At 71.2% G+C, this 24719-nt stretch carries 23 protein-coding genes and 3 pseudogenes; 17 read left to right on the forward strand and 9 right to left on the reverse strand.

All coding sequences use genetic code 11. From position 1 onward, the window contains the following. The 14 genes and pseudogenes from ABD901_RS59225 to ABD901_RS59230 form a co-directional block, all read left to right on the forward strand. Positions 1-237, forward strand: a pseudogene (locus ABD901_RS59225) (IS3 family transposase); the annotation flags it as partial. Between the two features lie 88 nt (positions 238-325). Then, complete coding sequence (locus tag ABD901_RS44240; RefSeq protein ID WP_345137271.1) at positions 326-1153, forward strand: YhjD/YihY/BrkB family envelope integrity protein; 828 nt, start codon at positions 326-328, stop codon at positions 1151-1153. Positions 1154-1364: 211 nt separating this feature from the next. Continuing rightward, entirely contained in the window at positions 1365-2639 is a 1275-nt protein-coding gene (locus ABD901_RS44245; protein WP_345137273.1) for an FAD-dependent oxidoreductase, read from the forward strand. A gap of 236 nt (positions 2640-2875) precedes the next feature. Further along, positions 2876-3478 carry a pyridoxal 5'-phosphate synthase gene (locus ABD901_RS44250; RefSeq protein WP_345137275.1) on the forward strand — a complete coding sequence of 201 codons (603 nt, stop codon included), beginning with the start codon at positions 2876-2878 and terminating at the stop codon, positions 3476-3478. A 146-nt stretch (positions 3479-3624) separates the two neighbouring features. Beyond that, on the forward strand, positions 3625-4518 hold the full coding sequence (locus ABD901_RS44255) for an NAD(P)H-binding protein (RefSeq protein ID WP_345137277.1): 894 nt from the start codon (positions 3625-3627) through the stop codon (positions 4516-4518). Beyond that, positions 4515-5216, forward strand: a complete 702-nt coding sequence (locus ABD901_RS44260; RefSeq protein WP_345137279.1) for a CPBP family glutamic-type intramembrane protease — start codon at positions 4515-4517, stop codon at positions 5214-5216. The genes ABD901_RS44255 and ABD901_RS44260 overlap by 4 nt, the downstream gene beginning before the upstream one ends. A 605-nt stretch (positions 5217-5821) precedes the next feature. After that, the gene (locus ABD901_RS44265) at positions 5822-6376 is read left to right on the forward strand and encodes an RNA polymerase sigma factor (protein WP_345137281.1); all 555 of its coding nucleotides are present in this window, start codon (positions 5822-5824) and stop codon (positions 6374-6376) included. After that, positions 6373-7203, forward strand: coding sequence for a zf-HC2 domain-containing protein (locus ABD901_RS44270; RefSeq protein WP_345137283.1), 831 nt, complete (start codon positions 6373-6375; stop codon positions 7201-7203). Before ABD901_RS44265 ends, ABD901_RS44270 begins: the two co-directional genes overlap by 4 nt. Then, positions 7200-8054 carry an ATP-binding cassette domain-containing protein gene (locus ABD901_RS44275; protein WP_345137285.1) on the forward strand — a complete coding sequence of 285 codons (855 nt, stop codon included), beginning with the start codon at positions 7200-7202 and terminating at the stop codon, positions 8052-8054. The genes ABD901_RS44270 and ABD901_RS44275 overlap by 4 nt, the downstream gene beginning before the upstream one ends. Beyond that, positions 8051-8950, forward strand: coding sequence for a hypothetical protein (locus ABD901_RS44280; RefSeq protein ID WP_345137287.1), 900 nt, complete (start codon positions 8051-8053; stop codon positions 8948-8950). Before ABD901_RS44275 ends, ABD901_RS44280 begins: the two co-directional genes overlap by 4 nt. Next, positions 8950-9561: a hypothetical protein gene (locus ABD901_RS44285; RefSeq protein ID WP_345137289.1), complete on the forward strand. Its 612-nt coding sequence runs from the start codon at positions 8950-8952 to the stop codon at positions 9559-9561. The genes ABD901_RS44280 and ABD901_RS44285 overlap by 1 nt, the downstream gene beginning before the upstream one ends. Positions 9562-9760: 199 nt before the next feature. Next, positions 9761-10429: a hypothetical protein gene (locus ABD901_RS44290; RefSeq protein ID WP_345137292.1), complete on the forward strand. Its 669-nt coding sequence runs from the start codon at positions 9761-9763 to the stop codon at positions 10427-10429. Then, positions 10354-10917 carry a transposase gene (locus tag ABD901_RS44295; RefSeq protein WP_345137294.1) on the forward strand — a complete coding sequence of 188 codons (564 nt, stop codon included), beginning with the start codon at positions 10354-10356 and terminating at the stop codon, positions 10915-10917. Before ABD901_RS44290 ends, ABD901_RS44295 begins: the two co-directional genes overlap by 76 nt. Before the next feature lie 730 nt (positions 10918-11647). Beyond that, positions 11648-11869: pseudogene (locus tag ABD901_RS59230) on the forward strand (RHS repeat-associated core domain-containing protein); the annotation flags it as partial. Between the two features lie 124 nt (positions 11870-11993). Here the strand turns inward: ABD901_RS59230 and ABD901_RS44305 are convergent. From ABD901_RS44305 to ABD901_RS44330, 6 genes are all read right to left on the reverse strand, one after another. Beyond that, on the reverse strand, positions 11994-12422 hold the full coding sequence (locus ABD901_RS44305; RefSeq protein WP_345137298.1) for a VOC family protein: 429 nt from the start codon (positions 12420-12422) through the stop codon (positions 11994-11996). Positions 12423-12724: 302 nt separating this feature from the next. Continuing rightward, positions 12725-13813, reverse strand: a complete 1089-nt coding sequence (locus tag ABD901_RS44310; protein ID WP_345137300.1) for an IS630 family transposase — start codon at positions 13811-13813, stop codon at positions 12725-12727. Positions 13814-13954: 141 nt separating this feature from the next. Beyond that, on the reverse strand, positions 13955-14926 hold the full coding sequence (locus ABD901_RS44315; protein ID WP_345137302.1) for a hypothetical protein: 972 nt from the start codon (positions 14924-14926) through the stop codon (positions 13955-13957). Continuing rightward, positions 14923-15408 (reverse strand): hypothetical protein, encoded by a 486-nt coding sequence (locus ABD901_RS44320; protein WP_345137304.1) that lies wholly within the window; start codon positions 15406-15408, stop codon positions 14923-14925. The genes ABD901_RS44315 and ABD901_RS44320 overlap by 4 nt, the downstream gene beginning before the upstream one ends. Next, entirely contained in the window at positions 15405-16658 is a 1254-nt protein-coding gene (locus ABD901_RS44325) for a CHAT domain-containing protein (protein WP_345137305.1), read from the reverse strand. Before ABD901_RS44325 ends, ABD901_RS44320 begins: the two co-directional genes overlap by 4 nt. Beyond that, positions 16655-19051: a hypothetical protein gene (locus ABD901_RS44330; RefSeq protein WP_345137307.1), complete on the reverse strand. Its 2397-nt coding sequence runs from the start codon at positions 19049-19051 to the stop codon at positions 16655-16657. Before ABD901_RS44330 ends, ABD901_RS44325 begins: the two co-directional genes overlap by 4 nt. A 99-nt stretch (positions 19052-19150) precedes the next feature. Here ABD901_RS44330 and ABD901_RS44335 point away from each other — a divergent pair, with 99 nt between their 5' ends. Further along, positions 19151-21094, forward strand: coding sequence for a hypothetical protein (locus ABD901_RS44335; RefSeq protein ID WP_345137309.1), 1944 nt, complete (start codon positions 19151-19153; stop codon positions 21092-21094). Positions 21095-21560: 466 nt separating this feature from the next. After that, positions 21561-22439, forward strand: a complete 879-nt coding sequence (locus ABD901_RS44340; protein WP_345137311.1) for a helix-turn-helix domain-containing protein — start codon at positions 21561-21563, stop codon at positions 22437-22439. On the opposite strand, the gene ABD901_RS44345 is transcribed toward ABD901_RS44340, so the two are convergent. After that, on the reverse strand, positions 22436-23068 hold the full coding sequence (locus ABD901_RS44345; RefSeq protein ID WP_345137313.1) for a hypothetical protein: 633 nt from the start codon (positions 23066-23068) through the stop codon (positions 22436-22438). The genes ABD901_RS44340 and ABD901_RS44345 overlap by 4 nt on opposite strands. 384 nt (positions 23069-23452) lie before the next feature. On the opposite strand from ABD901_RS44345, the gene ABD901_RS44350 reads away from it, so the two are divergent. Then, complete coding sequence (locus ABD901_RS44350; RefSeq protein ID WP_345137315.1) at positions 23453-23896, forward strand: hypothetical protein; 444 nt, start codon at positions 23453-23455, stop codon at positions 23894-23896. Here the strand turns inward: ABD901_RS44350 and ABD901_RS44355 are convergent. Both ABD901_RS44355 and ABD901_RS59235 read right to left on the reverse strand, forming a co-directional pair. Further along, positions 23845-24510, reverse strand: coding sequence for an Hsp70 family protein (locus ABD901_RS44355; protein WP_425556802.1), 666 nt, complete (start codon positions 24508-24510; stop codon positions 23845-23847). The two genes, ABD901_RS44350 and ABD901_RS44355, sit on opposite strands and share 52 nt — an antisense overlap. Further along, a pseudogene (locus ABD901_RS59235) lies at positions 24494-24604 on the reverse strand (Hsp70 family protein); the annotation flags it as partial. The pseudogene ABD901_RS59235 and the gene ABD901_RS44355, both read right to left, overlap by 17 nt. Positions 24605-24719: the final 115 nt, after the last annotated feature.

Consider the following 24719-nt stretch of genomic DNA (forward strand, 5'->3'; position numbering starts at 1 on the left):
ATGTGTCGATTGCTGGACGTTTCCCGGTCCGGTTTCTACGAATGGCTGGATCGACCGGCTTCGGCGCAGGCAGTACGTCGTACGGAACTGACCGAGCAGATCCGGAGCATTTTTGCTGACTCGGGTCGCACCTACGGTTATCGGCGGGTCCATGCCGAGTTGGTGCGCGCCGGCGTGCGCGTCGACGACGAGCTCGTGCGGCGGTTGATGGCTGCGGCTGGTCTGATGCCGGTGCAGGTCAGGCAACGTCGTGGGCTGACGGTGGCCGACCGGGCCGGTCCCTGCTGGCCGTTCTGGTCGGTGTCCGGGTGGGTACCTCGTTGGAGTGATAGTCCGCTTCGCCCGCCTGGTAGCCGGGTTCCTGCGCGGCCGCGACCTCAACCTGCACGCCGCCGCGGTCACGTTCTACGCCGGCGTCGCGGTCGTGCCGGTCGCGCTGCTGGTGATGCGCGTGGCGAGCGCCGTGGCGGGGCCCGGCCGGGTGCGCCACCTGGCCGGGCCGGTGATCGACGCGATGCCCGCGCGGATGGCTGCCGGCGCGGGGGTGCTCGTCTCGGCCGGTCTTGCAATGTCGTGGTGGCTCACGCTTGTCGCGCTCGTGCCGGCCACCCTCTACGGCGAGGGTCTGCGTCGCGCCCTGGCGTCACTGTCCGGCGTGGCCGGCGCCGCGACGGCGGGCTGGCGCGGCCGGCTACTGGTACTGCCGCTGCTGGCCGTCGGGCCGGTGCTGCTGCTGATCATGCTCGCGGCGTTGGCCTGGCCGGCCCGCCTGCTGCGCACGGGCGGCTGGACCGCCGTGGGCTCGGTGGTGCTGTCCTTCCTGGTTGTGTGGCTCGTCCTGAGCCCCGTGCTCATCCTCGTGTACCGCCTGATCGCCCCGGTGAGTCCGGGCTGGGCGGCGACCGCCGCGGTGGGCTCGTTCACCGCAGCGAACCTCGCCGGTTTCGCCCATGGCTTCGTCTTGTTCTGGTCCTTGCCGCTGAACCTCGGCGCGCCGTTCGGCGGCCTCGAAGGCGTCGGCGCGGCCGTTGCCGTGGGGCTGTGGCTCTATCTGTTCCACGTGCTGACCCTTCTCGGGTACGCCGCAACGATCCAGGTGCACCGCATGCTGCTTCTGCGTCGCGAGCCGGAGGCCGGCAATCATCCGAAATAGATCGTTGTCAGGCTCACCGCCGGTCTCGTGCGGTGCAACTTCAGCTCGACGAGTAGGGCAGGCTCCGGGGATCTCTCGCCAGGACAAGCGGGAGCACGTCTTCACCTCGGGGCGCCGCGCGGCGTTCGTATCGTTCCGTGACGCGCTGCCGAGGTGCCGGGTACGCTGGAGGGGAATCGACGCGTAAATCGACGCAACAGGTGGATCCTGGATGGTGCTGCGATGTGTGGTGGTGGGCGGCGGCCCGGGCGGGATGGTGCTGGCCTACCTGCTGGGCCAGGCCGGCGTGGCCGTGTGCCTGCTGGAGTCCCACCGCGACTTCGACCGCGATTTTCGGGGCGACTCGCTGCATCCCTACACCCTGGAACTGCTCGACGAACTCGGCCTGGGCGACGCCCTGCTCACCCTCGGGCATCACCCCGCCCGCCAGTTCCGGTTCCACACCCCTGCCGCGTCCGTCACCGTCGCTGACTACGCCCGCCTGCCCACGCGCCGCAACTACGTGGCGCTCATGCCGCAGGCACAGTTCCTCGACTTCCTCGCCGGCCGCGCCCGGCAACTGCCGGGGTGCGAGATCCGCACCGGCGCGAAGGTCACCGGCCTACTGCACGACGGCGCAGGCACGGTGCGCGGCGTGCAGTACACCGACGCCGCCGACGGCGGACGCCACGAGCTGACTGCGGACCTCGTCGTCGGCGCGGACGGCCGCTTCTCGAAGATCCGGCAGTTGGCCGGCATCCCGGCGCGCAGCCTCGGCGCGAGCACCGACCTGCTGTGGTTCCGCCTGCCCCGCGTGCCCACAGACCCGCCCGACGCCGACGCCGAGCTGTACTTCGGCCGCGACCACTACGTCGGAGTCCTGGGCGGCGTCACCGACTGGCAGGTCGGTTATACGCTGCCCAAGGGCGACTACGCCGCAGCCCGCGACCGTGGCGTCGAGCCGATCCGCGCCTTCATCGCCCGGCACGTGCCGTGGCTGGCCGACCGCGTCCATATGCTCACCGACTTCCGCCAGACCACACTGCTGTCGGTGGAGATCAGCCGCGTCCAGACCTGGCACCGTCCCGGCCTGCTGCTTATCGGCGACGCCGCGCACGTCATCTCGCCCGTCGGCGGCAACGGCATTCTCATGGCGATACAGGACGCCGTCGCCGCAGCGAACGTGCTCGTGCCGGCCCTGCGCCCAATTGACCCGCCCGCGAACGGTGCCAACAATGTCGAGGCGGCCCTGGAACACGTGCAACGGATGCGCGCGCCGGCCATCGAACAGGTCCAGCGAGCCCAGGTCCGCCTCGAACAACGCACCGCCCGCGCCCGCGCCGCCGGGCGCAGCATCGCCCCGCCCGGACGACTCCTCAAGATCGTCACGGCCCTCCCGGTCGTGCGCACCCGCAACGCCCGAGCCAACGCCTACGGTCCCCGACCGCCGAAGCTCTCGACCGCCGTGCTGCGTTGCGCTGAGAATGGAAAGAATACGTACGGCTGACCCGCCACCGATTCGCGCGGCGGTCGGGCGCCCCACCGGAAGGCCGGCCGCCACCTCGATCCCGGCGTGCGCCCGTCGTTGGCACCAACGCCTCGGCCACTGTGCCGCGGAGACCGGTGCCTCACCGGTCGGCGCCGGCGGTACGCGGGCACGCTGGGTGACAGCGGCTGGTCGAACCGAACGGTGGCTGATGCACCGCCAGCAGATCATCGACATGTCTGGGTACCGTGGGCAAGATGGACGACCTGCCGCTGCCCGAGTTCGACGACCCACCGGGGGACCCCGTCGCGCTGCTGTGCGCCTGGCTCGACGGCGCCCAGGCACGGGGCATCGCACTGCCGAACGCGGCCGCCCTCGCCACCGTCGGCGCCGACGGTCGCCCGTCCAACCGCACCGTGCTCGTCCAGCACGTCACCGCCGATGGGCTGGTCTTCGGCACGCACACCGTCAGCCGCAAGGGCCGCGACCTCGCCGCGCGTCCCTATGCGGCCGCGACGTTCTTCTGGCGCGAGACCCTGCAACAGATCCACGTCGCCGGCCCCGTGTACCCGCTGCCGGCACCCGAGTCCGACGCGCTGTTCGCCGAACGGGCGCCGGTGGCCCGGGCCATGGCCGCCGCCTCGCGCCAGAGCGAGCCCATGCCGGACGAGTCCGCCCTGCGCACCCGCGCCGCGGAACTCGCCGCGGCGGGCCCGGTCGCTCGCCCCGACACCTGGGCCGGATACCGTATCGCCTACCAGACGATCGAGTTCTGGCACGACCGCCCCGATCGGCTGCACCGCCGGCTGCGCTACGACCGCACGGAGGACAGTTGGACGTCCGTCCGCCTGCAGCCCTGACTGTGGACCGGCGACCCCGCCTTCCGCAGGTGCTGCTGGGTGACCCGCACATGGGAGGGGGCCGCGATGCGCCGGGCCTGTTCCAAGTATGTCCGACTCGACTGGTTCGCGGGTGACACGGCGGGTACGACAGCGGGGTGAACCGGGTGACGCGAACGGTACTCGTGACGGGTGCATCTGGCTTCATCGGCTCGCACCTCGCATCGGCGCTTGTGCGGGACGGCTACGACGTCCGTGCGATGACCCGGCGCCCCGAGCGGTACACGGGCGCTGGCACGCCGGTCGCCGGTGACGTCGCCGACTTGCCGAGCCTGCGGGCGCCGTTGCGGGGCGTCGACGCTGCCTACTACCTGGTCCACTCTCTGAACTGCGACGACTTCGCGACCAAGGATGCCCAGGCCGCTCGCAACTTCGCCGCGGCGGCCGCGGAGGCCGGGCTGGAGCGGATCGTGTACCTCGGCGGGCTCGGCGCGGACGACGCCGAGCTCAGCGAGCATCTGCGTTCGCGGCGCGAGGTCGAACAGATCCTGACTGCCGGGCCGGTACCGGTGACCACGCTGCGCGCCGCCGTGGTGATCGGGCACGGCGGCATCTCGTGGGAGATCACCCGGCAGATTGTGGCCCACCTGCCGGCAATGGTCACCCCACGCTGGGTGGAGACCCGGACCCAGCCGATCGCCCTGCCGGACGTGATCCGCTACCTCGTCGGCGTCCTGGAGCCGAAGCAGGCGCGAGGCCGAGTGTTCGAGATCGGCGGACCGGACGTGCTGCGCTATATCGACATGCTGCAGCGTGCCGCGGTCGTGCACGGCCGGGCAGTGCCGAACATCACCGTGCCGCTGCTGACCCCGCGGCTGTCCTCGGCCTGGCTCGCCCTGGTAACCGACGTCGACATCCCCACCGCGCGCAACCTCGTCGACTCGCTCACCACCGAGGTCGTCGTGCACGAGAGCAGCATCGAGGAGATCGTGCGCGGCCCGACGATCGGCTACGACGAAGCCGTCCGGCTTGCCCTGCGCGACCAGGCCGCCGCCAAGTGAAGGCGCCGCGCGGCTGGTTCCGGGCGGCGCTGGTCGACGTCGTGCCGCGCGACCACACGCAGACCGGCGCCCAGTTCCGCCGGCGCCGCGTGGTGGTCGGCGCAACCCTCGTCGCCGGTGCGGTACTGCTCGGGATCTCCCTCGCCATCCGGCCCGGCGACCCCTTGTTCTACGTAATGACCACGGCGGTGGCAGGCGTCTGGATCGGCGGCGCGGCGCTGTCCGGACCGCTGCACCTGGGCTGGATGCCGTACCGCGGCAACCTGCGCCGCCCGATCATCACCCCGATCGTGACCGGGCTGCTCATCGGCGCAATGTTTGTCCTGGGCGGGCTTTTCCTGCAGCAACTGCCCGCCCTGCGTGACTCGGCGAACGAGGTCCTCAACCACGCCCGCGAGGGATCGATCGTGATGATCGCTATCGTCACCCTGCTCAACGGGATTGCCGAGGAGATCTTCTTCAGGGGCGCGCTGTTCGCCGCGATCGGCCGCTCCCACCCGGTGCTCATCTCGACCGGCGTCTACGCCCTGGTGACGGTCGTCACCGCCAACCCGCTGTTGGTCTTCGCCGCGCTGCTGCTCGGCGCCGTGCTCGGCCTGCAGCGCCGGGCGTCGGGCGGCATCCTCGGCCCGATTCTGACGCACGTGACCTGGTCCACCATCATGCTGTTCGCCCTGCCCGCGATCATCCGCCGTTGAGCTGGCGGCGCGGCGCCGAGACCGCCGCCCAGGCCTGTGGGCCGGTCCCGGCCCACCACACCACCACAGCCACGGGCAGCCACGAGCCTCCCGCTTCCTCGCTGCCCGTCACCATCACGAAGACAGCCGCAGGTCCAGCGCGAACGGGGCTTGGCGACCCGTCACGGCGCGTAACCGTGAGACTCGATCATGGCGTGTGCAACCGGCACACCGAGCAGCGCCGAAACTGGTGTCCCGTGCCATCGAGCCCGAGGCACTTGCCATTCGAGGTGAGGCACCGACGGCAAGGCGCCTGACCAACGTCAATTCGGTCAGGCGCCTCGAGTCGTGCTAGCGGCCGCGAACGAGAGGTCGTTGACAACAGGGAGGGGAGTCGGAACTGTTCCCGACTTTTGGCGAGAAGACGCTGCCAGGCGGATACGGCTCTGGCGTTGTCCCGGCCGGGATGGCAGGTGGTGTCGAAGGTACGGATGCGGCAATGCCGGCAACCAGCGACACGCCCGCTGCCCGCCTCGAGGGCTGGAGCGCCGACGATCCTCGCGGCGGTGGAAAACTTGTCGCTTCGGCTGTGATCCGATCGGGTCGGTAGCCGCGACAGTGAGGTCATGAAGACGCCTCCGCTGAGCGACGCCGAGCTGCTGGCGCAGGTCGCGGCTGGCGACGAGCATGCGCTCCGGGTGCTGGTGGAGCGGCACTCGGCCTGGGTGCTGCTCCGGCTGCGGCGGCGCACGTCCGACGAGGAGTTGGCCGCCTCGGCCGTGCAGGACACCTTTGTCGCGGTGTGGCACAACGCCCGCCGTTACCGCGGCGACGGCGATGTCGGCGCCTGGCTGTGGGGTATCGCGATCAAGCAGCTTGTGTCGCGGCTGCGGACGAGGCGGCAGCCGATCCCGGTCAGTAAGCAGGTCATCTCCGCATTGTCGCCCAGCCTGCGCAGCGCCGAGGACGAGCTGCTGATCGCGGTCGAGCATGGTGATCTCGGGGCCGCCCTGCGGGGTCTGTCACCGGAGTTGCGGCAGGCGTTGCAGGTGACCGTCCTCGACGGTCTCAGCACGAAGGAGGCGGCGCTGCTGCTCGGCGTGCCCCAGGGCACGGTGAAGAGCCGGGTGCGGTTGGCCAAGGCACGGCTGCGGCAGCAGCTGATGGAGGAATTGGCATGAGTTGGCACGTCGACGAGACGATCTGGCGGGCGTACGCAGCCGGTCGCCTGGATGCGGTGGCCGAGGCCGCCGTGGAGGGGCACGTGACGTCGTGTCCGAGTTGCCGCGACGGGGCGCGCACGGTCGTGCCGGATGTGCAGCCGCTCTGGCCCGCGGTCCACGCTGAGATCACCGCCCGAACCACCGCACCCCGACGGTCCGGGCCGCTGCGCCTGCTCGCCCGCCTCGGGGTCTCCGACGCCGACCTGGTCGTCGTTGGCGCCGCCGGCGATCTGTTGCTGTCCTGGTCGGTCGCCGTCGGCGCCGCTGTGGCCTGCGCCCTGCTCACCGGTCTGGCCCCGGTGCCCCTTCCCGGTGGGTCGCCGGCGCTCTTCCTCATCCTCGCGCCGCTGATCCCGGCGCTGGCCGTGGTGGCGGCGTACGACGCCACGGACCCGCTCCGCGAGGTCACCGAGACCGCGCCCTTCTCCAAGCTCCGGGTCGCGTTGCTGCGCACCGCCGCCGCCCTCACCGCGGCGATCCCGCTGACCGTGGCGGTCGCCCTGCTCGTGCCCGTCCTGCGCGGCTCCTTCGCCGCCTGGCTGCTGCCCGGGCTGGCCCTCACCGTGGCCACGCTGATTCTGCTGACCTGGCTCACCGCGTGGATCGCCGGCGCGGTGGTGGGCGCCGGCTGGCTCGGCGCGGCCTCGGTGGCTGCCGGGACCGGAAGCATCGGGGGCGTCGCGACGGCACCGGGCCAGGCCCTGTCCGCACTCGCCGTGGTGGTCCTCGGCGTCGTGCTCGTTCACGTCACCACCACCCAGCACACAGGGGGAGTCACCAGATGACCGCCATCCTCGACAACGTCGCCAAAAGCTACGGCCGTATCGTCGCGCTGCACCCGACCACGCTGCGGTTCGACCACGGCGTGATCGGCTTGCTCGGCCCCAACGGTGCGGGCAAGACCACGATGCTGCGGGTGCTTTCGAGCGCGCTGGCGCCAAGTACCGGCACGGTCACCGTCGCCGGGCACGAGATCACCGGTTCGCATGCCGAGCGCACCGAGGCCCGCCGCCGGATCGGCTACCTACCCCAGGAGGTCGTCTTTCCCCGAGGCATGACCGTGTTCGGATTCCTCGACTACATCGCCGTGCTCAAGGAATGGAGCGACACCACACGCCGTCACCACGAGGTCCGCCGGGTACTCGCACTGGTCGACCTGGCCGAGCGCGCCACCGTCAAGGTGAAGAAGCTCTCCGGTGGGCAGCGGCGCCGCCTTGCGATCGCCCAGGCGCTGCTCGGCGACCCCGCCTTGCTGATCCTCGACGAGCCCACCACCGGGCTGGACCCCGAGCAGCGGGCCTCGCTGCGCGGCCTGCTCTCCGGCCGGCCCGGCACGGTCCTGATCTCCACCCACCAGACCGAGGACGTCTCCGCGCTGTGCGACCGCGTCGTTGTGCTCGACGCCGGCCGGGTCCGTTTCGACGGCACCGTGCCGACCCTGCTGGCCACCGCCGCGGGCCGGGTACACCAGGGCCGGTCCGCGACACCCGACGCGATCCAGACCTGGCGTACGGGAACAGGGCTCATCCGGTCGGTCGGCGGCCGGCCCACCCCCGGCTCCTCGGCCGTCGAGCCGACCGTCGAGGACGCCTACCTCCTGCTCGGAAGCGCCACAACTGAAGGGACTGCCGCATGACCACCAATGTCACCACCACCGCACCAACGCTGCGTGTCCTCGCCCGACACGAGATCCGTCAGTACCTCAACGCCAAGCTTTACTGGTTCGGAGCGGCTCTGCTCGCCGCCGTCACGGTGGTCAGCGTCGTCGGTTCGGCCGGCAACGACAGCGCAGACCACCAGGCGTCCACCGCCATGGACATGATCGCGCCGGCCGCGCTGCTCGGCGTCCTGGGCCTCATCATCATGGCCGGCCTGACCAGGCGGTCCGATCGGGCCGCGGCCGCGGCCGGCACCGTCGCCGTTCCGGAGCGCACCCGGACCGCGGCCCTCGTGGCGGCGACCGTCGTACCCGTCGCCACCGGCCTGCTGTGGTACACGGCGGCAGTGGTCACCTACCTGGTCAACCCACCGACGCCGGACACGGTGCCGATCCCGCCGTTCGGCGACGGCCACGTTTTCACCGTGATGTTCGCCCTCGGCGTGGTTCCGGCGCTCAGCGGCCCCATCCTCGGCCTGCTGATCGCCCGCTGGCTGCCGCGCCGCGGCGTCACCCCGCTCGCGGTCGTCCTGGTCGTGCTGGTCACGATCGTCATGCAGGGCAACTTCGAGACGACGTGGCATTGGCGGGTCGTCTGGCCCTGGACGTACTGGTACGGCCCGGTCGGCTGGAACACCGGCGAAGGGCGCTGGGCGGCGCTGCCCGGCTCACCCCAACTGTGGATTGCCTACCTGCTGGCCCTCTGTGTGCTCGGCGTACTCGTCGCCGTCTACCACGACCCGGAGTCCGACCGGTCCCGGCTGCGGGTACTGATCGCCGCGACCGCCGTCGTCGCCGTGGCGGCTGTGGTACTCACCATGGTGTTCGGGCTGCCCGAGGCGACCTGGAACCCGGTCACCGGCCCTGTCTCCTGATGCTGCGTTCTGCGTTGCTGCGTCACGCGGCCAGGGCAGTCCCCTGGCGGCTGCTGGCCGCGTCGGCCCTGCTGATCGTCGGACTGCTCGGGGCGGTGCGCTACGACCCTTGGACGCTCTGGCCGTTGCAGGGCACTGCGGTCGGACTACTCGCCGGCGCGGCCGGCTGGTGTCTCGACGAGCCAGCCGCCGCGGTGGTCGACGCCGCCCCACGAGGGCTGGCCTGGCGGACCCTCGCCCGCGCCTGCGGCATTGCGGCCCTGCTCGCCACCTGGTCCGCCGCCGTCTGGTGGGCCCGCGCCGAGCTCTACGGCCACCAGTGGGCAGTGCTCGCCCAGGGTTTCGGGGCGGCGGCCGTCGCGACCGCCTGGGTGACCTGGCGCCGGGCGGCCGGCGAGGCCACTCCCGGCCAGCGCTGGGCCATCGTCATGGTTCCCGCGACCACCGTCTGGGCCCTCGTCCGGCCGCTCGAGAAGTACCTACCCATCTTTCCGTACGCCTTCGGCGGTGACTACGGCAACTGGACGACGAGCAGCGCCGGCTGGACCGTCACCAGCCTGGCCGCCGCCCTGACGCTCGCCACGATCCTCGTCCGAGACGGCCGGCCCTGACGCCGGAACAGGCGCCGAACCAGGCGCTGGACCAGCTACATCTTCCCGCCTTGGCCGGGAGCATTTCCCGGTCGAGAAGGGACAGCGGACCGTGGCGTCGGGCCCGATGTGCCCGCATGCTTGCTTCGACCATCACCACTACAGATGCCAAGGACCATCCTCATGGGCCTCAACGTCGTCAAACAACGAAGGGGAAGTCATGCGCAAGGTCATTACCGGCGTGATCGTGGTGATCCTCGGGCTGGCGATCGTCTCCAATCCGGATGTGAAACGCCGGATCGACGAGTTCCTCCACCCGCCGCTACCGATGGGTTCACCCAAGGCCGACGGCGGTCCTACGTACGGCGCGCCGCCGGCTCCCAGCAGCGCCACAATAAGCACCTGTGGCACCACCAAAGCTACGCGGAGTTGCGAGATCCACGGCTCGGGCTTTGACCCCAGCGAGCAGGTGACACTGAAATTTTCCGATGGCGGAACGGCAACCGAGAAAGCGGACGCGTCAGGAAGGTTTTCGGACCGGCTGTCCAACTCACCGCTAGGTGAAATCACCAAAACCGCTAGCCGGCGTACGGGTCAGCGAGTCACGGCCAGGTTCACCGTTGAGGCTGTCCCCACTCGCATCGTCACCTGCGACACGGCGCCCAATGGAGATTCATGCAAGATCGATTTAGAGGGCTTCCCACCGAACACGACCGTCATGGTGCGGGAGATCTGCTCCGGTTCGATTCCCCCCAGCCATATCTCGATGAAGGTTCTGGGCAACGGCATCGCCAGCAGCGTTATCAATCAACAGTGCGGACCCGGACCGGTGCGCGTGGAGGCCGACGGCCCACACGGGCTCGTCGTCGGGTCCTACGTACAGTCCTGACTACTGCGAACCGGCACGCCCTCGGCCAATACAGACCAGCCGGATCCTGCAGGCCGCGCGCGGCTTTCGGGATTGGGCTGAGCACCGCGATGATCCTCGGTGAGACCGCCGGCGCCACCCGGTTCCGGTCCAAGCACGCCTACGCCCGATTTACCGGTACCGCACCGATCCCTGTGTGGTCGGGTAACAACGTGCGGGTACGGCTCAACCGCGGCGGCAACCGCACCATCAACACCGCCCTGCACATGATCGCCGTCACCCAGGTGCGAGGCGTCGGAGCCGGAAAGTCCTATGTGGACAGCCTGATCGGCAAAGGCAAGACACGCACCGAGGCGCTACGGCTGCTGCGCCGCCGCCTGTCCGACCGGGTCTACTCAGCGCTGCTCGCCGACGAGAAGCCAGCCGGCCAGCCCTCGGCCACACCGCCGATCAGTCCCATCCGCGGCCAGAACGCGCCGGCTGCTGCGACGCTCGCGAACGCGGCTTGACATAGGAGCATCAGGGAGACCCGGTGAACGTGTACCCGTTCATCGAGGCGGAGCAGGCCGGCAAGCACAACGTCAAACGCGCGTGTGAGCTGCTGAAGGTCTCCCGGTCCGCCTACTACGGCGGTAGCGCAGGCGGCTATGCCCAGCAGTTCAACTACGACGCTTGGGGGCATTCGACCGGCGAGGTGCTGCTCGGCTCCGCAGGCAACACCGGTACCGTGACCAACACCTTCGATCTGCACACCGGTCGTCTGCTCGAACAGAACGTCTCCGCCACGAATGGCACCACGACCCGCACTGTCAACGATGAGGCCTACAAGTACGACCTCGCTGGCAACATCATCCGACAGACGTCCACCCGCCGGGGTGCGTCCACGCCCACGGAAACCCAATGCAGCACCTACGACAATCTCGCCAGATTCACCCAGGCGTGGACCGCGACAGACAACTGTGCAGCAACCCCTTCCGGCCAAGGAAATCAGACGCTGACGTGGGACGATGCCGGCCGGCTCACCAAGATCGCGACAACGGCATCGACCAGCACGTACGTCTACGACGCCGACGGCAAACTGCTGATCCAGCACGACCCCGGGTCCACCACGCTCTACCTCGAAGGTGAACAGCTCGTACTCAACACGAGCACTAGCGTCGTCAGCGGAACCCGCTACTGCATTCTGCCGGGCGGCATCATCGCCGTCCGCAACGGCAGCAGCGCCAGCTACCAGTTCGAATTCACCGACCAACACGGCACACCTACGCTCTACCTCGACAGCACCCTGCAAACGCCGTATGGCGGCAGACCACGCCGTATGGCGAGCCTCGGGGCACTGCAGGCGCCTGGCCGGACAACCATGGATTCCTTAACGCGCCCGCCGGCGCGCCCACCGGCCTCACCCGGCTCGGCGCTCGCGAATACGATCCTGCCATCGCACAGTTCATCAGCCTCGACCCCGTCCTGGACGGGTCCGACCCGCAAACGCTCAACGGCTACGCCTATGCACGGAACAACCCGCCGCCGCTACTAACTATGAAAGACGCTCATAGACCATCGACACACCGCAGCTATCCACCTGTGATCAGGCGCAGAACTCGTTGCCCTCCGGGTCGGCGAGCGTGGTCCAGTGGTGCGGGCCCTGGCTCGCCTCGTGCAGGACGGTCGCGCCGCGTGCCACGAGCTTGTCGACCAGCGCCGCGGGGTCGTCTCCGACGCCCCGCAGATCGAGATGCATGCGGTTCTTGGTCGTCTTCGCCTCCGGTACGAGTTGGAACAGCACCCGCGGGGCACGCGTCAGGCCCTCGGGATGGCGGATCGCGGCGCCTTCCTTCCACACCAGCGATCCATTGTGGAGCTTCGTATCGTCGTCGGTTGCGTAGCCCTCGCTGATCATGCGCCGGACGAACGCCTCGTCGGTGGGTTCCACTTCCCAGCCGAGGGTCTCGGCCCACCAGTCGGCGAGCGCGTGCGGGTCGGAACTGTCCTGGGTCACCTGAAAGTCGAATGCCATGAGCAGGACGCTACCGGCAATTGCGGACAGTCTCGGTCCTCGACGTCTGGCAGAATTCTCGCCACGCTCGACACGTCCGCGCGGCTGCTCCGGCTGCTGTCGCTGCTACCGACCCGGCCGGCCGGGTAGCCACGGCGCTGTCGGTGCCGCCGGGGTTCGCGGCACCGATACTGCCCGGCTAGCTGACCCAGCTTACGCCGGCGGCACTGCTGCAACCAGCACCGGGCAACCACCGCCATCGCGGCGATCCCTTGCCCTCGAAACCGGCCACCACCAGCGCTAGCGAGGTCGGAAAAGGCTCACTAGTGTGCTGAGTCGTTAATTCGGCCGCAGTAGGCGGCGAGTGATTCGAGGATCTCGTCGGCGGTTCTGGTCCAAACGAACGGCTTCGGGTCGGCGTTCCACGCCTCGATCCATGCCTTCACGTCGGCTTCCAGGGCGGCGACGCTGCGATGGGTGGAACGACGCAGTTTGCGGTTGGTCAGCTCGGCGAACCAGCGCTCCACGATGTTGAGCCAGGACGAGTAGGTCGGCGTGAAGTGCAGATGGAACCTGGGATGCTTGACCAACCACTGATGGATCTGCGGCGTCTTGTGCGTGCCGTAGTTGTCGAGGATGAGATGAAGGTCCACATCGGACGGTGTGGCCTTGTCGATCGTGCGGAGGAACCGCAGGAGTTCCTGATGCCGGTGCCGGCGCTGGGTCTGCCCGATCACCGTGCCGGTCGCGAGATCCAATGCGGCGAACAGGCTTGTGGTGCCGTGCCGCACATAGTCGTGGGTCTGCCGGGCGGGCGCGGCCGGCATCATCGGCAGAACCGGCGCCGTGCGGTCCAACGCCTGCATCTGACTTTTCTCATCCACGGCAAGGACCATCGCCCCGACCGGCGGGTCGAGGTACAACCCGACAATGTCGCGGACCTTCTCGATGAACTGTGGGTCCGTCGAGAGTTTCCAGTCGTCGATCAGGTGCGGCTTGAGCCCGAACGCCCGCCAGATCCGCGACACCGCGGTCTGGTTCAGTCCGACCGCCCTGGCCATCGACCGGGTCGACCAGTGACTGTCACCTCGCGGCGGCGCCTGCTCCAACGTTGCCACCACCACTGCCTCGACGGCGTCATCGGTCAGCTTGCGCGGTGCTCCGGGCCGCGGCTCGTCTGACAGTCCCTCCAGCCGTTTGGCGATGAACCGCGAACGCCACTTCCCGACCATGTCCCGCGACACGCCCAGCTGCACGGCCACAGCGGTGTTCGGAGTCCCGTCCGCGCACGCCAGGACGATCCGCGCCCGCATCGCCAGCGCCTGCGACGACTTCGCCCGCCGTGTCCACCGCAGCAACGCCTGCCGCTCGTCGTCCGACAACACCAACGAACCCTGCGCCTTCCCTGGCATACCCCAAGTGTAGGGGAATTAACGACTCAGCAACTAGCAAGCAATCCGCAGTCTGACTGCCACCCCCTCTTCGCGGCACCTGCAGCGGGCGCTGGCAGACCGCCGTAGCAGTACTGGGCCTCGAGTGGCGTGCCGCCACCGTCATCGGCGCGTCAGCGCAAGACCGGCCAGTCCGGTCAGCACCATCAACGTCCACCACCAGATGCGCAGCGGTACGGCGGAAAACCGGCCCGGCGCGCCCAGATCCGGCCGCTGCGGCGTTTCCGCGGTGGCGTCGGCGGTGAGCGGGACACCGATCTGCCAGAGGTTGGCGAGTTGCTGCCAGGTGGCGCGTTCCATGGCCGGGTCGGCCGGCAGGTCGAGGCGGTGCAGTAGGTCGGCGCGGTAGAGGTCGAACGCGACCCGCACCTGCAGCGCGTACTGCCGGGCGGGCCCGGCGGCGGCGTGCCGCACGGCTGCCGCGAGCAGCGCCGCACCCCAGTACCAGCCGAGGAACAGCCCGGCCGGCGCGTGCCCGGCGGCGAGCGTGATCCCGCCCGCGACGCCCAGCGCGGTGGCGAGGGTGCTCACCACGACGTACAGCTCCAGGTCGGCCTTCGCGGCCCCGATCGTGGTGACGAACGACGGCGGGAGCAGCGGATACAGCCGCGGCCAGACGATGACGGGGTCGAGCCCGTAGCGCAGCCGCGGATACATCTCGGCCGCCTTGAGCACGTTGCCGACCCGTGTCGGCATGAGCTCCTCGGGCCGCGTCTGCGGCGGGAAGTCGTCGCCGGCCGCGCCGGTCCGGCGGTAGTGGTCGCGGCCCAGCGCGGCGAGCCGCCGGCCGGCCGGGGTCGGCCAGTAGCCCTCGTGCCAGCGGACCAGCGTGCTCGTGTTGGCGGCCAGGAGCCCGGCGAGGATGGCGGTGGCCGCGATCAGGGCGACCACGACGAGCGCCTGGCGCCCGCTGTTCAGCGCGTCCCAGCGCCGCAGCGCCCGCCCGGTGCCGACGCTCACCTGCGCCGCCACGGCCGCCGCCAGAGCGAGGGTGGCGAGCGCGGGCAGCAGCGCGTTGAGCACGAAGCGGCGGTCGAGGAGGCTGCCGGCCTTGCCGGTGAGGTCGGGGATCACCCGATGGCCAGCGGGTGCGGCGGCAGCGCCGGGTTCGCGCAGGGCGGCGGCCGGTCGGGGTCGAAGAAGGTGAGGGTGTTGACGTGGCCGCAGCCGGGGTGGGCGCAGCGGACGCGGGCCACGCCGACCTGGGGGTCGCCGTGCAGGCTGCCGTCGGCGTTGCCGCCGTGCGGGCCGCTCATAGTGGTCGGCCGGGCCGCGTAGTCGCCGCCGGCCAGGTACGCGCCGATCGTCTCGACCGGTACCAGGCCGATCGGCCGTCCGGCCTCGGCGAGGGCCACGAAGCGGGCGCCGAGGTCCAGCAGCGTGACCGCGTCGGAGTCGGCGAATTCAGCGAAGGTCAGGTCCGCGGGTACGACCACCACCGGCGTACTGTCGCCGTCGGCCGTGACTGCGCCCAGTACCTCGCCGGCCTCCTCGACGAGCAGGTGGACCTCGGCCTCGTCGGCGTCGACGGCCGCGTCGCGCAGCCTCCGGTTCATCGCCAGTCTCCGACCAGGGCGAACGGCGCCCAGTAGTAGGGATGGTCGTACATCGTGCGCTCGTGGTCCACGGTGGCCGGTCCTTTCGAGGCCGCCCGGGCGCGCGCGGCGGCCCGGCGCAGGCCGCCGTAGCGCGGTGCTTCCGGTCCTGCGGACGCCAGCAGGTCCGTGTAGGCGGCGAGCGCTCCCGCGGCGTCGCCAGCCCGCAGCCGCGCGCCCGCGAGGTCGGCGGCGAGCAGCGCCCGGGCGGTGGCATTCTGCGCCGAGCCCGCGTCCGGGGCGGCTTCGAGCTCGGCGATGGCGGCGGTGCAGTACGCGATCACGTCGGCCGCCGTGGTGGCGCGCAGCGCGAGCTGGGCCGTGCGCAGCGCGTCCGCCTTGCCGGCGCCGTCCATTAGGGCCTGGTAGAACGCGCGCATCAGCAGGCTCGTGGAGAGCTCGTCGACCGACCAGAGCGACACCAGCAGCGAGGCCGCTCCGGCGTAGATGAACGAGCGGGTCAGGCCGATCAGCTCGTCGCCGGGCCGGCGCGCGTTGACGCCGCTCTGGCAGGCGCTCAGCGTCACCAGGTCGGCGGGGAGGCTGAGCCGCAGTACCTGCTCGCTGGTGAGCAGCGCGTCCTGGGCGAGCATCAGGCCGGAGCGCATGGGCTCGGCGGCGTTGAAGAGCCCGTGGCAGGCGAGGTGGAGCACCCGGGCCGGCTCGCCGGCGGTGAGGCGCTCGGCGGTGGCGTCGTCGCCGAGGTACAGGTTGCTGTGCTCGCCGAAGAGCCGGGCCACGGCCGAGGCCTGCTCGTACGCGTGCACCAGCGGCCGGTCCGGTGGTGCACCGGCGAGGATCCGCACCGCGCGCCCGGCCGGCTGGCGTTTGCGGCGGCAGTAGCGCATGGCCCCGGCGCTCGGCGAGTAGCACACCGGGTGGCGTTCGGCGACGAGGCCGGTGGGCAGTTTCAGGGCGTGCAGCGGCAGGTAGTGCAGCACGTCGTGCGGTACGAACCACACCGTCTCGCCGTCGGGCACGCGCCCGGCGAGCGGCGCGACCAGCGCGTCGAACGGCTCGCTCCACGCCGCGGGGTCCGCCCGCCGCAGCGGCTCGCCCTCGCCCTCGGCGCCGAGCAGCTCCCCGACGAGGTCGCGCAGGGCCGCCCGCCGCAGGGGCACCTCGATCACCTCGGGCCGGTCGCGGTCGCCGCGTACCAGGAAGAGCCAGGTCCTGTCGGCGGTGACGAAGTATTCGGCGAGGACGGTCACCGCAGCATCTCCCGCACGTCCTGGAAGGTGAGCGGGTCGCCGCGCCGCAGGGTGGCGTACTCGGCCGAGGCGGGGTCGGCCGCGATCCGGTCCCACACGGCGACGAGCCCGTCCCTGGCCTGGCGAAGGTTCTGCAGGCCGGTGATGTCGCGGCGCCCTGCACGCAGGGCTTTCAGCCGCTCGTCCGCCGCGCGTTCCTCGGCGGCCAGCTCGGGCGGCAGATGCCCGGCGGCGGGCAGGCCGTCGCCGAGCAACTCCAGCAGCGCGCGGGAGCGGCCGTGCTCGACCAGCTCGAACGCGCGGGTGCTCTCCTGCGGGCCGACCGCGGCGAGCAGGTTGATCAGGTCCTCGTAGGTGTCCTCGGTGTCGCCGCCGAGGTGCATGCGTACCTCGGGGTCGAGCACCTCCAGGCGGGCCTGCTCCTGCAGGTCGAGGGCGGCGGTCAGGTTGCGGATCGCGCGCGGAGGGTCGATGCCGTACAGGGCGCGGCCGAGGCGCTGGCGCACGTTGAGCGCGTTGTGCTCGTAGCCGTCGCGCACCAGCAGACCGGCGGCGCGCTCGTACGCGTCGGCCGCGGCGTCGTAGCGCCCGCGGCCCCACTGGCGGGCCGCCCGCTCGGCCAGGGTGCGCGCCGGGCCGTACGCCCAATCGGAGGTGTCGATCGTCGGGATGTACTGGATCTCGCCGCGTTCCCGCGGACGCGGCTGAGGCGTCTTGCGTCCCGCCCACGCGGTGATGAACTGATAGCCGCGCTGCTGGTACGCCACGAAGGTGTCCCCGGACGCGGGGCCGAGGCCGGCGGCGAGGGACTCGCGCGTGTAGTGCCAGGTGTCGAGCCAGCCGCTGAACGTGAACCGGGCCCGCAGGTCGAGGTCCTGCGCCCGGTCGCTGTCGCCGGAGACCCGGGCGGCCGCGCCGGCGGCGGCGAGGGCCATCCGCCGGATCGTCGGCGTCACCCGCTGGTCGTCGAGGACCGGCGCCAGCGTCGTAAGTGTCTGCGCCGGCTGCCCGAGCCAGAACAGCTGCGCCAGCCCGGCGTCGACGAGGCGCTCGGCCGCGAGATTGGGCAGGCCGTGCCGCAGCAGCAGCTCGGCCGCGGCCTGGTACGCGGCCGCCTCCTCCTCGCGGCGTGACTCCAGGCGGGCGATCGCGGCCTCGCTGGTGAGCAGGTCGGCGCGGGCCAGGTCGAACGCCCGCGCGACGGCCGGGCTGGCGTTGTCGGTGTAGTACAGCATCCGCCACACCAGCGGCTCGGTCCGGCGCAGCCATTGCCGGGCGGCGCGGCCCGTGCCGGACCACTCGGAGGTGAGCATCTGCAGCCCGGTGTTCGGCGCGCCGGCCGCGGCGAGGCGGGTCTCGGCGGCGAGCGTGTGCAGCAGCGCCAGGTCGGGTGCGCGGTCGCGGCGGGCGATCACGGCGTCGTGCACCCAGGCGTCGAAGTCGTCGATGTGACCGATGCGCATGTGCCCGAACCGTCCGGCGTCGAGGCGGCGCAGCTCGTGCGCGGGCGACCGGGACCGCCACAGGTTGCGTGCCTGCAGGGGCACGAGGAACAGCGCCAGCCAGCCTGCGAAGCGCAGGAACGCCGGGTCGGCATGGGACACGCTCGCGAGGAACGCGAACAGGCCCTGCTCGACCAGTACGAAGGCCCAGCTGAGGACGGCGTCGCGCCGGGACGCCCGGATCTCGCGGCGGCGGCGCAGCAGGTCGTAGACCTCGGCGATGAGCACCGGCAGCCCGGCGAGCACGACCGCGACGAGCGCCTCGCGGTGGGTCGCCGCGACGTGGTCACGCCACCACGACACGATGGCCCCGCCGATCGGGCCGGCCGCCACCAGCGCCGCGGCGGTCCAGCGCAGCAGCGCTTTGAACTGCTGGTCGCGCCGGCTGTACCGGGTCAACGGGCGTAGCGCGGCCAGCATCCCGAGCATCAGCAGCGACACCAGGCCACCGACGAGCAGCGGTAACGGCTGCCGTGCGAGGACCACCGCGGCCGCTGCCGGGGCGAGCGCGGCCGCATACGCCGCCAGCGACACCAGACGGACCTGCGGCTCGACGCGCGGCGCGATCGCGGCCTTGTTCGACGGTGCAAGGGTTAGGTTGCGCAGGAAGGCGTCCGGTCTCCGGCGCCTCGGCGGGAGGTTGGCGGCCGCGGCCGGGACGACCCAGCAGACCAGCAGCAGCCACGGGGAGCCGCCGCTCGCGAACGGCCCGGCAACCGCGAGACCAGCGGCGACGCCCGCCGCCGACCATTTGCTGAGCGCGCCGGCGATAAAGGCGGCGTACGCGACGAGCGCGCACGCGGCGAGGCCGTGCGACGCGAACGCGGCCGCGGGGGAGCACCCGGCCGCGCCGAGCACGGCAGAGGACGCGACCACCAGCGTTCTGCGCATCGGCATCGATCTTCCGGGCCCGGCAGCAGCGGCGCAACGGTCCGATCGGATCACTGACAGTAGTCACCCGCCCGTCGTTCCGGGCGGGACGATGGCGGCATGCTCAGCGGCCTGCTGTCGTGGCCCGTCGCGATCGGGGTGCTCGCCGCCGGCTGCGTCGAGCTGCACCGCCGGGTGATCGCTCACCAGCAGCGCGCCCGGACCACCGCGTTCATCCAGGTGCTGCCGCGCTCGTGGATCGGCGCTGGCCTGCTGTGGACGCTGCTCGCCTGGCCGCTCTCGTTCCCGCTGCACTGGCTCTCCGCCACGGCCGGCACGTGGGCGCTCGCCGCGGTCGGCTTCGTGCTCTTCGGGCTGGGCGGGTCACCGGGCGTCGCGATCGGCGCGGCCGTCTGCTACTCGATCTGGCGACCCGATCCCGACCTGATCCAGTACTGGGCAGCCCCGATTGTGGCGGGCGCCGTCGTCAACCTCATCAACACGGGCCCGTCCGCGTGGGGGCCGGTCGCCGTCCGGCTGCGCGAGGCTTCGCGGCGCGTGGGTGCGGTACGGCCGCCGCGTCCGCACGACTGGTTCTGGCTCGCCGCCGCGACGCTCGCGGCGCTGGCGCCGACCGGCTACGTCCTCTGGCACCACCATCCCTTGTGGACCGTGGCCACAGCCGCGGCCGGAGTGCAGCTGCTCGCCTGGGTCTTTGACCTGCGCGCGCTCATCCGCTCGGTGCGGCGCTGGGCCCGGATGGTCGTGGTGGCCGCGGTCGCCGCCGCCGTGATCCTCGCCCGGTCGCCCTGGACGTTCCCGCTCCCGCACGGCTGGGCGGGCGGCGTGGCCCTGGCCGTGCTCGCCTTCACCGCCTGGGCGATCCGCCACTACCTGGTCGAGCGGCAGTCCGTACCCTGGAACGGGACGACTCCCGTGCTCCGGCGGCTCTTCGGCTGGCGCCGGATCGTCGCCCTCCTCGCCGGCGCGGTCCGCCTGGCGCTCGGCACCGGCCTCCTCCCGCTCGCCATCGCCGTCACGCAGGGCTCGCCGTCGCTGGTCGAGGCCGCGACCGTGCTCGCGGTCGCCGAGGCGTTGACCCTGCCGCTGCGGCGGCGCGACCTGCACCGGTCGGCCGAGATCGCGTCGATCACCCGGCTCCTGAGCCAAGACCCGCCCTGGCCGTCAGAAGAACTCGGTGCCTGGCTGCACGACACGTACCTTTCCCGTACGAGCCCCCGCGACCTGGCGATCTACCGGCTGATCACATTGCTGTGCGAGGCGGCGCAGTGGTCCGCCGCCGGAAACATGATCCACGGACAGGGGTTCATGGCCGGGGACATCCGCCTGCGCTTCCCGCTGCGCGGCGAGCGGGCCTTGCGCTGGACCGACCTCGCCGAACAGGCGCTGAGCATGGTGGACGCCGAGGTCGTACCGCGCCTGCTCGACGACGACGGCCCGCTCCCGCGCTGGCAGCACCTGGCTCGCGGTCAGACGGCGGTGACCCGCGCCGCAGTGTGGGCGGTGACCACCCAATGGTTGGCCGCCTACGAGGCCGATCCCTTTTCCGGCAGCTGGGTCATGCCGCTCCCGCCGATCGCCGACTCGGACTATCCCGACCTGACGAAGAGCCAGGCCATCATGTCCAGCGCCGCCGAGATGCGCCAGGCGTCGGCCGAGTTCACGGCGGCGGGCGCGTCGGTCGCCGACCGGCTGGCCCGTTTCAACGCCGCCTACCTGCTCGCGTCGGTCGGGGAACCGCCGCACCGGGTGTTCGCCGAGCTCGGCGACCCCGGCGGCCCCGAGTGGTGGGAGCGGCTGACAGCGGTCATCCGCGCGTCCGTGGCCATGCGCGACAGCGGCGACATCGTGCTCGGCGAACCCTTCGACGAGGCCCTCTTCACCACGATCGTGGCCGACGCCGCGGCCGAGCTGGCCGAGTGGCCGCTCGACATGCTGACCGAGCTCCTCAGCACCGTCGAGGTCGCCGACCGGATCGTCCATGCCGCGGCCGCCCAGCGCGTCGGCTTGGCCTTGACTGATGTGACGGACAGGTCGACGTAGTAGCCAGGGCTACCGTCAAGGGCTCTCCTTCCCCGTGACAGAGGCAGGGTCGGCGAGGGGGAGTGAGGCGGCCGCGGGCGCGGTCCGATGGGGCGGCCGCCGGCGGTTCGGCCGAGCGGGTTGAATCGGTTGCTGAGGTTGTCGGGCCGGAGCGGCTGGCCGCGGCGTCCGAGGAGCATTTGGCCGAAGATGCGCGCCGTCTCCGCGGTTGTCTAATCGTGGTCAGTCCGCTGAGGGTGGTCGGATCGACGAGCAGGGGTGCGGGGGTGCCGTTGTGGGACTTGAGTGGCTCCCTCGGCAAACTCGGCCGAGGCACTGGCGTCGGCCCGGACCACGAGGACCGTGAAACTGACTTTATGCTTGGCGAATGCGTGGGCCGATGAATGCGCCCGTGGCGTTGTCCGACCAAGAGCGCGCGCAGTTGCTTGCCTGGTCGGATCAGTCGGCGAACGCTGACGGGCTGGCGATGCGTGCCAGGATCGTCCTGGCGGCGGCGGCCGGTTCGGCCAACCCGGCGATCGCTCGCGAGCTTGGGATCGCGCGGTCCACGGCCGTCAGGTGGCGCCGGCGGTTCGCCGCCGAGGGCCTCAATGGGCTGCTGGACAAGCCGCGCCCGGCACGGCCGCAGCCGGGATCCGGCGAGCGGCCAAACACGGTCGGCGCCGAACCTCGGCAGACGGCCCCCGATGCGCCGGACGGGTCGGTCCCTGGCCCGGCCGGGCCGCCGGACCCGCCCCCGCCGCCGGTGTCGCTGGTCCGGCGGATGCTCACCTGGCGGCCGCGCCGTCCGGCCTCGGCGACGGCCGGGCGCCGCCCGATGCTCGTGCGCCGGCTCGACGTCGTCGTCCTGGTGCTCGGCATGCTGCTCTCCGGCATCAACGCCGTCGCGGGTGCGGCTCACGTTGCGTGGTACTGGCTGTTCGGGCTGGGAGGCGTGATTGCAGGCATCGGCGCCACCGCGAGCAGCGCTGCCACGGCGACCGAAGCGGGCGCGAAGATTCGGGGGCTGTGGATCGCGTTGGGCCTCAGTGGCGGTTTGCTCCTCGGGATCTTCGGGTACCACACGTATCTGGACCCGGCGTCCCATCAGGTGACCCCGGTCGAGATGGTGGTGACCCTGCCCGCGGAGTCGTACGTTGTGCACCCGCAGGGCCGGCCCGGCGGCAGCGACCAGTTCGCGTTCCCCCCGTTGATCGACGGCGCGCATGTCCGCGTCGACTGCGTGGCCACCGCGCCCGACGGGACCGCCTGGTACCGCCTCGCCGCCGATCACAGCTTCATTCCGGTGGCGGCCGTCAGCACGGTCAAGGGGCTCGGCTCCGGCCGGCCCGCCGCCTGCTCCTAGCAGGGCAGGAAGTCGGCGCCGTGCTGCTCCAGCCGTGGCGTCTGGTCGGGGTGCGGCTCGTACACGGTTGCCTTCGTGAAGCCGCAGTGCTGGCCGGTCACGAGGAACGGCGCGTGAGCGACATCGGCCTGGAACTTCCGGCCGTTGACCTCGTACTCGACCTGGACGCCGAACGCGTAGTTCCCCCGGTGCGCCTCGATTAGCAGGATCAGCTCCTGCTTTGCGGCCCGGCCGACGTGGATGGAGTCCGCCGTGTCGAAGAACGGCCGGTCCGTCGGGTGGAGCTCCTCGTCGAGCGCCCTGGGGAAGGGGTTCGCATCGTCCAGCTCGAACGCCATCCGACCGGGCGTGTCACCCTGGCTCGTGTACAGCCCGACCAGGTAGCCGCCGACCGGCACCTCGGTCCGCTTGCGGTTGACAATCCGCACGTAGGTGACCGTGACCTGGCTGTCGAGCCGCGTCTCGAGCGTCAGGTACAGCAGGAGGGAAACCTGCGCGGAGGCGCCGGCCTGGTACTCGCGTGCCTCGAACGCCTCGACGTCTGCCGGGTAGGCGGTCTGGGCTACGAACGGCTCTGCGGCGGCCGCGCGGTCGGCGGGGAAGACCACGTTCGTCGCGCCGCTGTGCATCCGCGTCAACGTGATCGTCAGCCCGCCGGAGATCGGCCCGGTCGGCGGCGCGGCACTGCTCGGCCCAACCGACCCCCGGGGACTGGCCGACGCCGGGGCGCTTGGCCGGCCGTCCTGGCGGTCCGGCTGGGCCGTGCAGGCGACGGTAGCGAGGGCGGCCAGGCAGATGGCGAACGACGCCGACGCGCGGCGGGCGACTCGACGACCGCCGGAACTGCGCAGTGATCGCCCGCGGCCGTCCATACAGTCCCCTTGGGCTCGGTTGGCTCATTGGCGCGAAGCGCGACCAGACGCCACCGTACGCACCGCGACGAATGCGAGACATCGGCGCATCGGCAGCGTTGCCGGTCCGTCCGGGTGGCCGATTCCGGTAGCGTCTGCGGCATGTCGATGGGGCTGGAGGAATACGTGGGCGCCCCGGAGCTGACCGGCGAGGTCATCTACCAGCCGGGGTGGTACCTGCTCGCTGTACCCCCGGAAGCCCACGCCCGCTTGCTCACCCTGCTCGACCCGCTCGGCGCCCGCCACAAGCCGGCGGGCCTGCCACGAGCCTCGGTCACCAGAAATGAGGCCCCCAACCAGAGCCAGGAGGACTCCAGCACCGCCTTCGGCGGCGAGCGCGTCACCGTCCGGTACTCCACCACCGTCCGCGACGAGAACGGCCTGCGCTTCCGGATCGACTGCCACAGCGAGCGCCTGTGCGAGATCCGCGAGCACTTCGGCCTGGTCACCCTCAAACGCGACAACGGCTGGCACCCGGTCAACTTCCACATCACTTACAGTCGCTGGGGTGAACTACAGCTGGAGGCACGCCGACCGCGGCAGTAACCGATGAGCGCCATTCGCTGGGTCGGACTCAGTCCCGCCACCATCGAGCAGGCGATCCAGATCCTGCTTGTGGAGCTGCATATGGCGCCCGCCCGGTCGAGGTCGCGGGCGCCTGGGCGCGGGTGCGGACCGATCACGTCGTCCCCGCCGGCGTCCCTTTGCCGGCGGGATCGCCGCTGTTCGGGCTCGGGGAGCCATCCGACGCCCCCGCTGGCTGCGAGGCCATGCAGGATCTGCTGCAGATCGGCGGTCAACGGCCGGAGCCGATCCAGTGGAGCCTCGTCCTTGACGGCCTGCCGGGCGTCGGCGATGAGCATCTCGGCGCGGGCCTTGTCGTGCACCGCCACCTGCTCGCCGAGCTCGGCCAGGCGCCGCTGTACCTGGTAGGCGACCGAGTCCAGCCCGTTGCGGGCGTCGACCGCCTCGCGCAGCCGGGCGTCGTCGGCGCGGGCCTGCGGGTCCTTGCGCAGCTCGATGCCGCTGTCCCGGCTGAAGTCCTCGGCGAGGTGGTCGACGAGGCGGCGGTCGAAGTCGTCGCCGCCCAGATGCGTGTCGCCCGCGGTGGCGCGCACCTCGACCACCCCGTCACCGACGTCCAGGATGGACACGTCCACCTTCGGCGTTCGCGAGCACCTGCGGATGGCCGCGCTCGTACACGGCGATCACCGAGTTGGTGGTGCCCAAGTCGATACCTACGGCGCGTCCCATGGTCAACCTCCTCACTCGCTGCGAGCGCGGCGGCCGCAAGCAGATCGAGGCCTGAGCCGGACTGTACAAAGAGCCACCGCTGATCGACCGTCGGTCCTTGCACGTCGGCTTTGCT

The organism is Dactylosporangium darangshiense (genome assembly GCF_039537565.1).
Lineage (GTDB): Bacteria > Actinomycetota > Actinomycetes > Mycobacteriales > Micromonosporaceae > Dactylosporangium > Dactylosporangium darangshiense.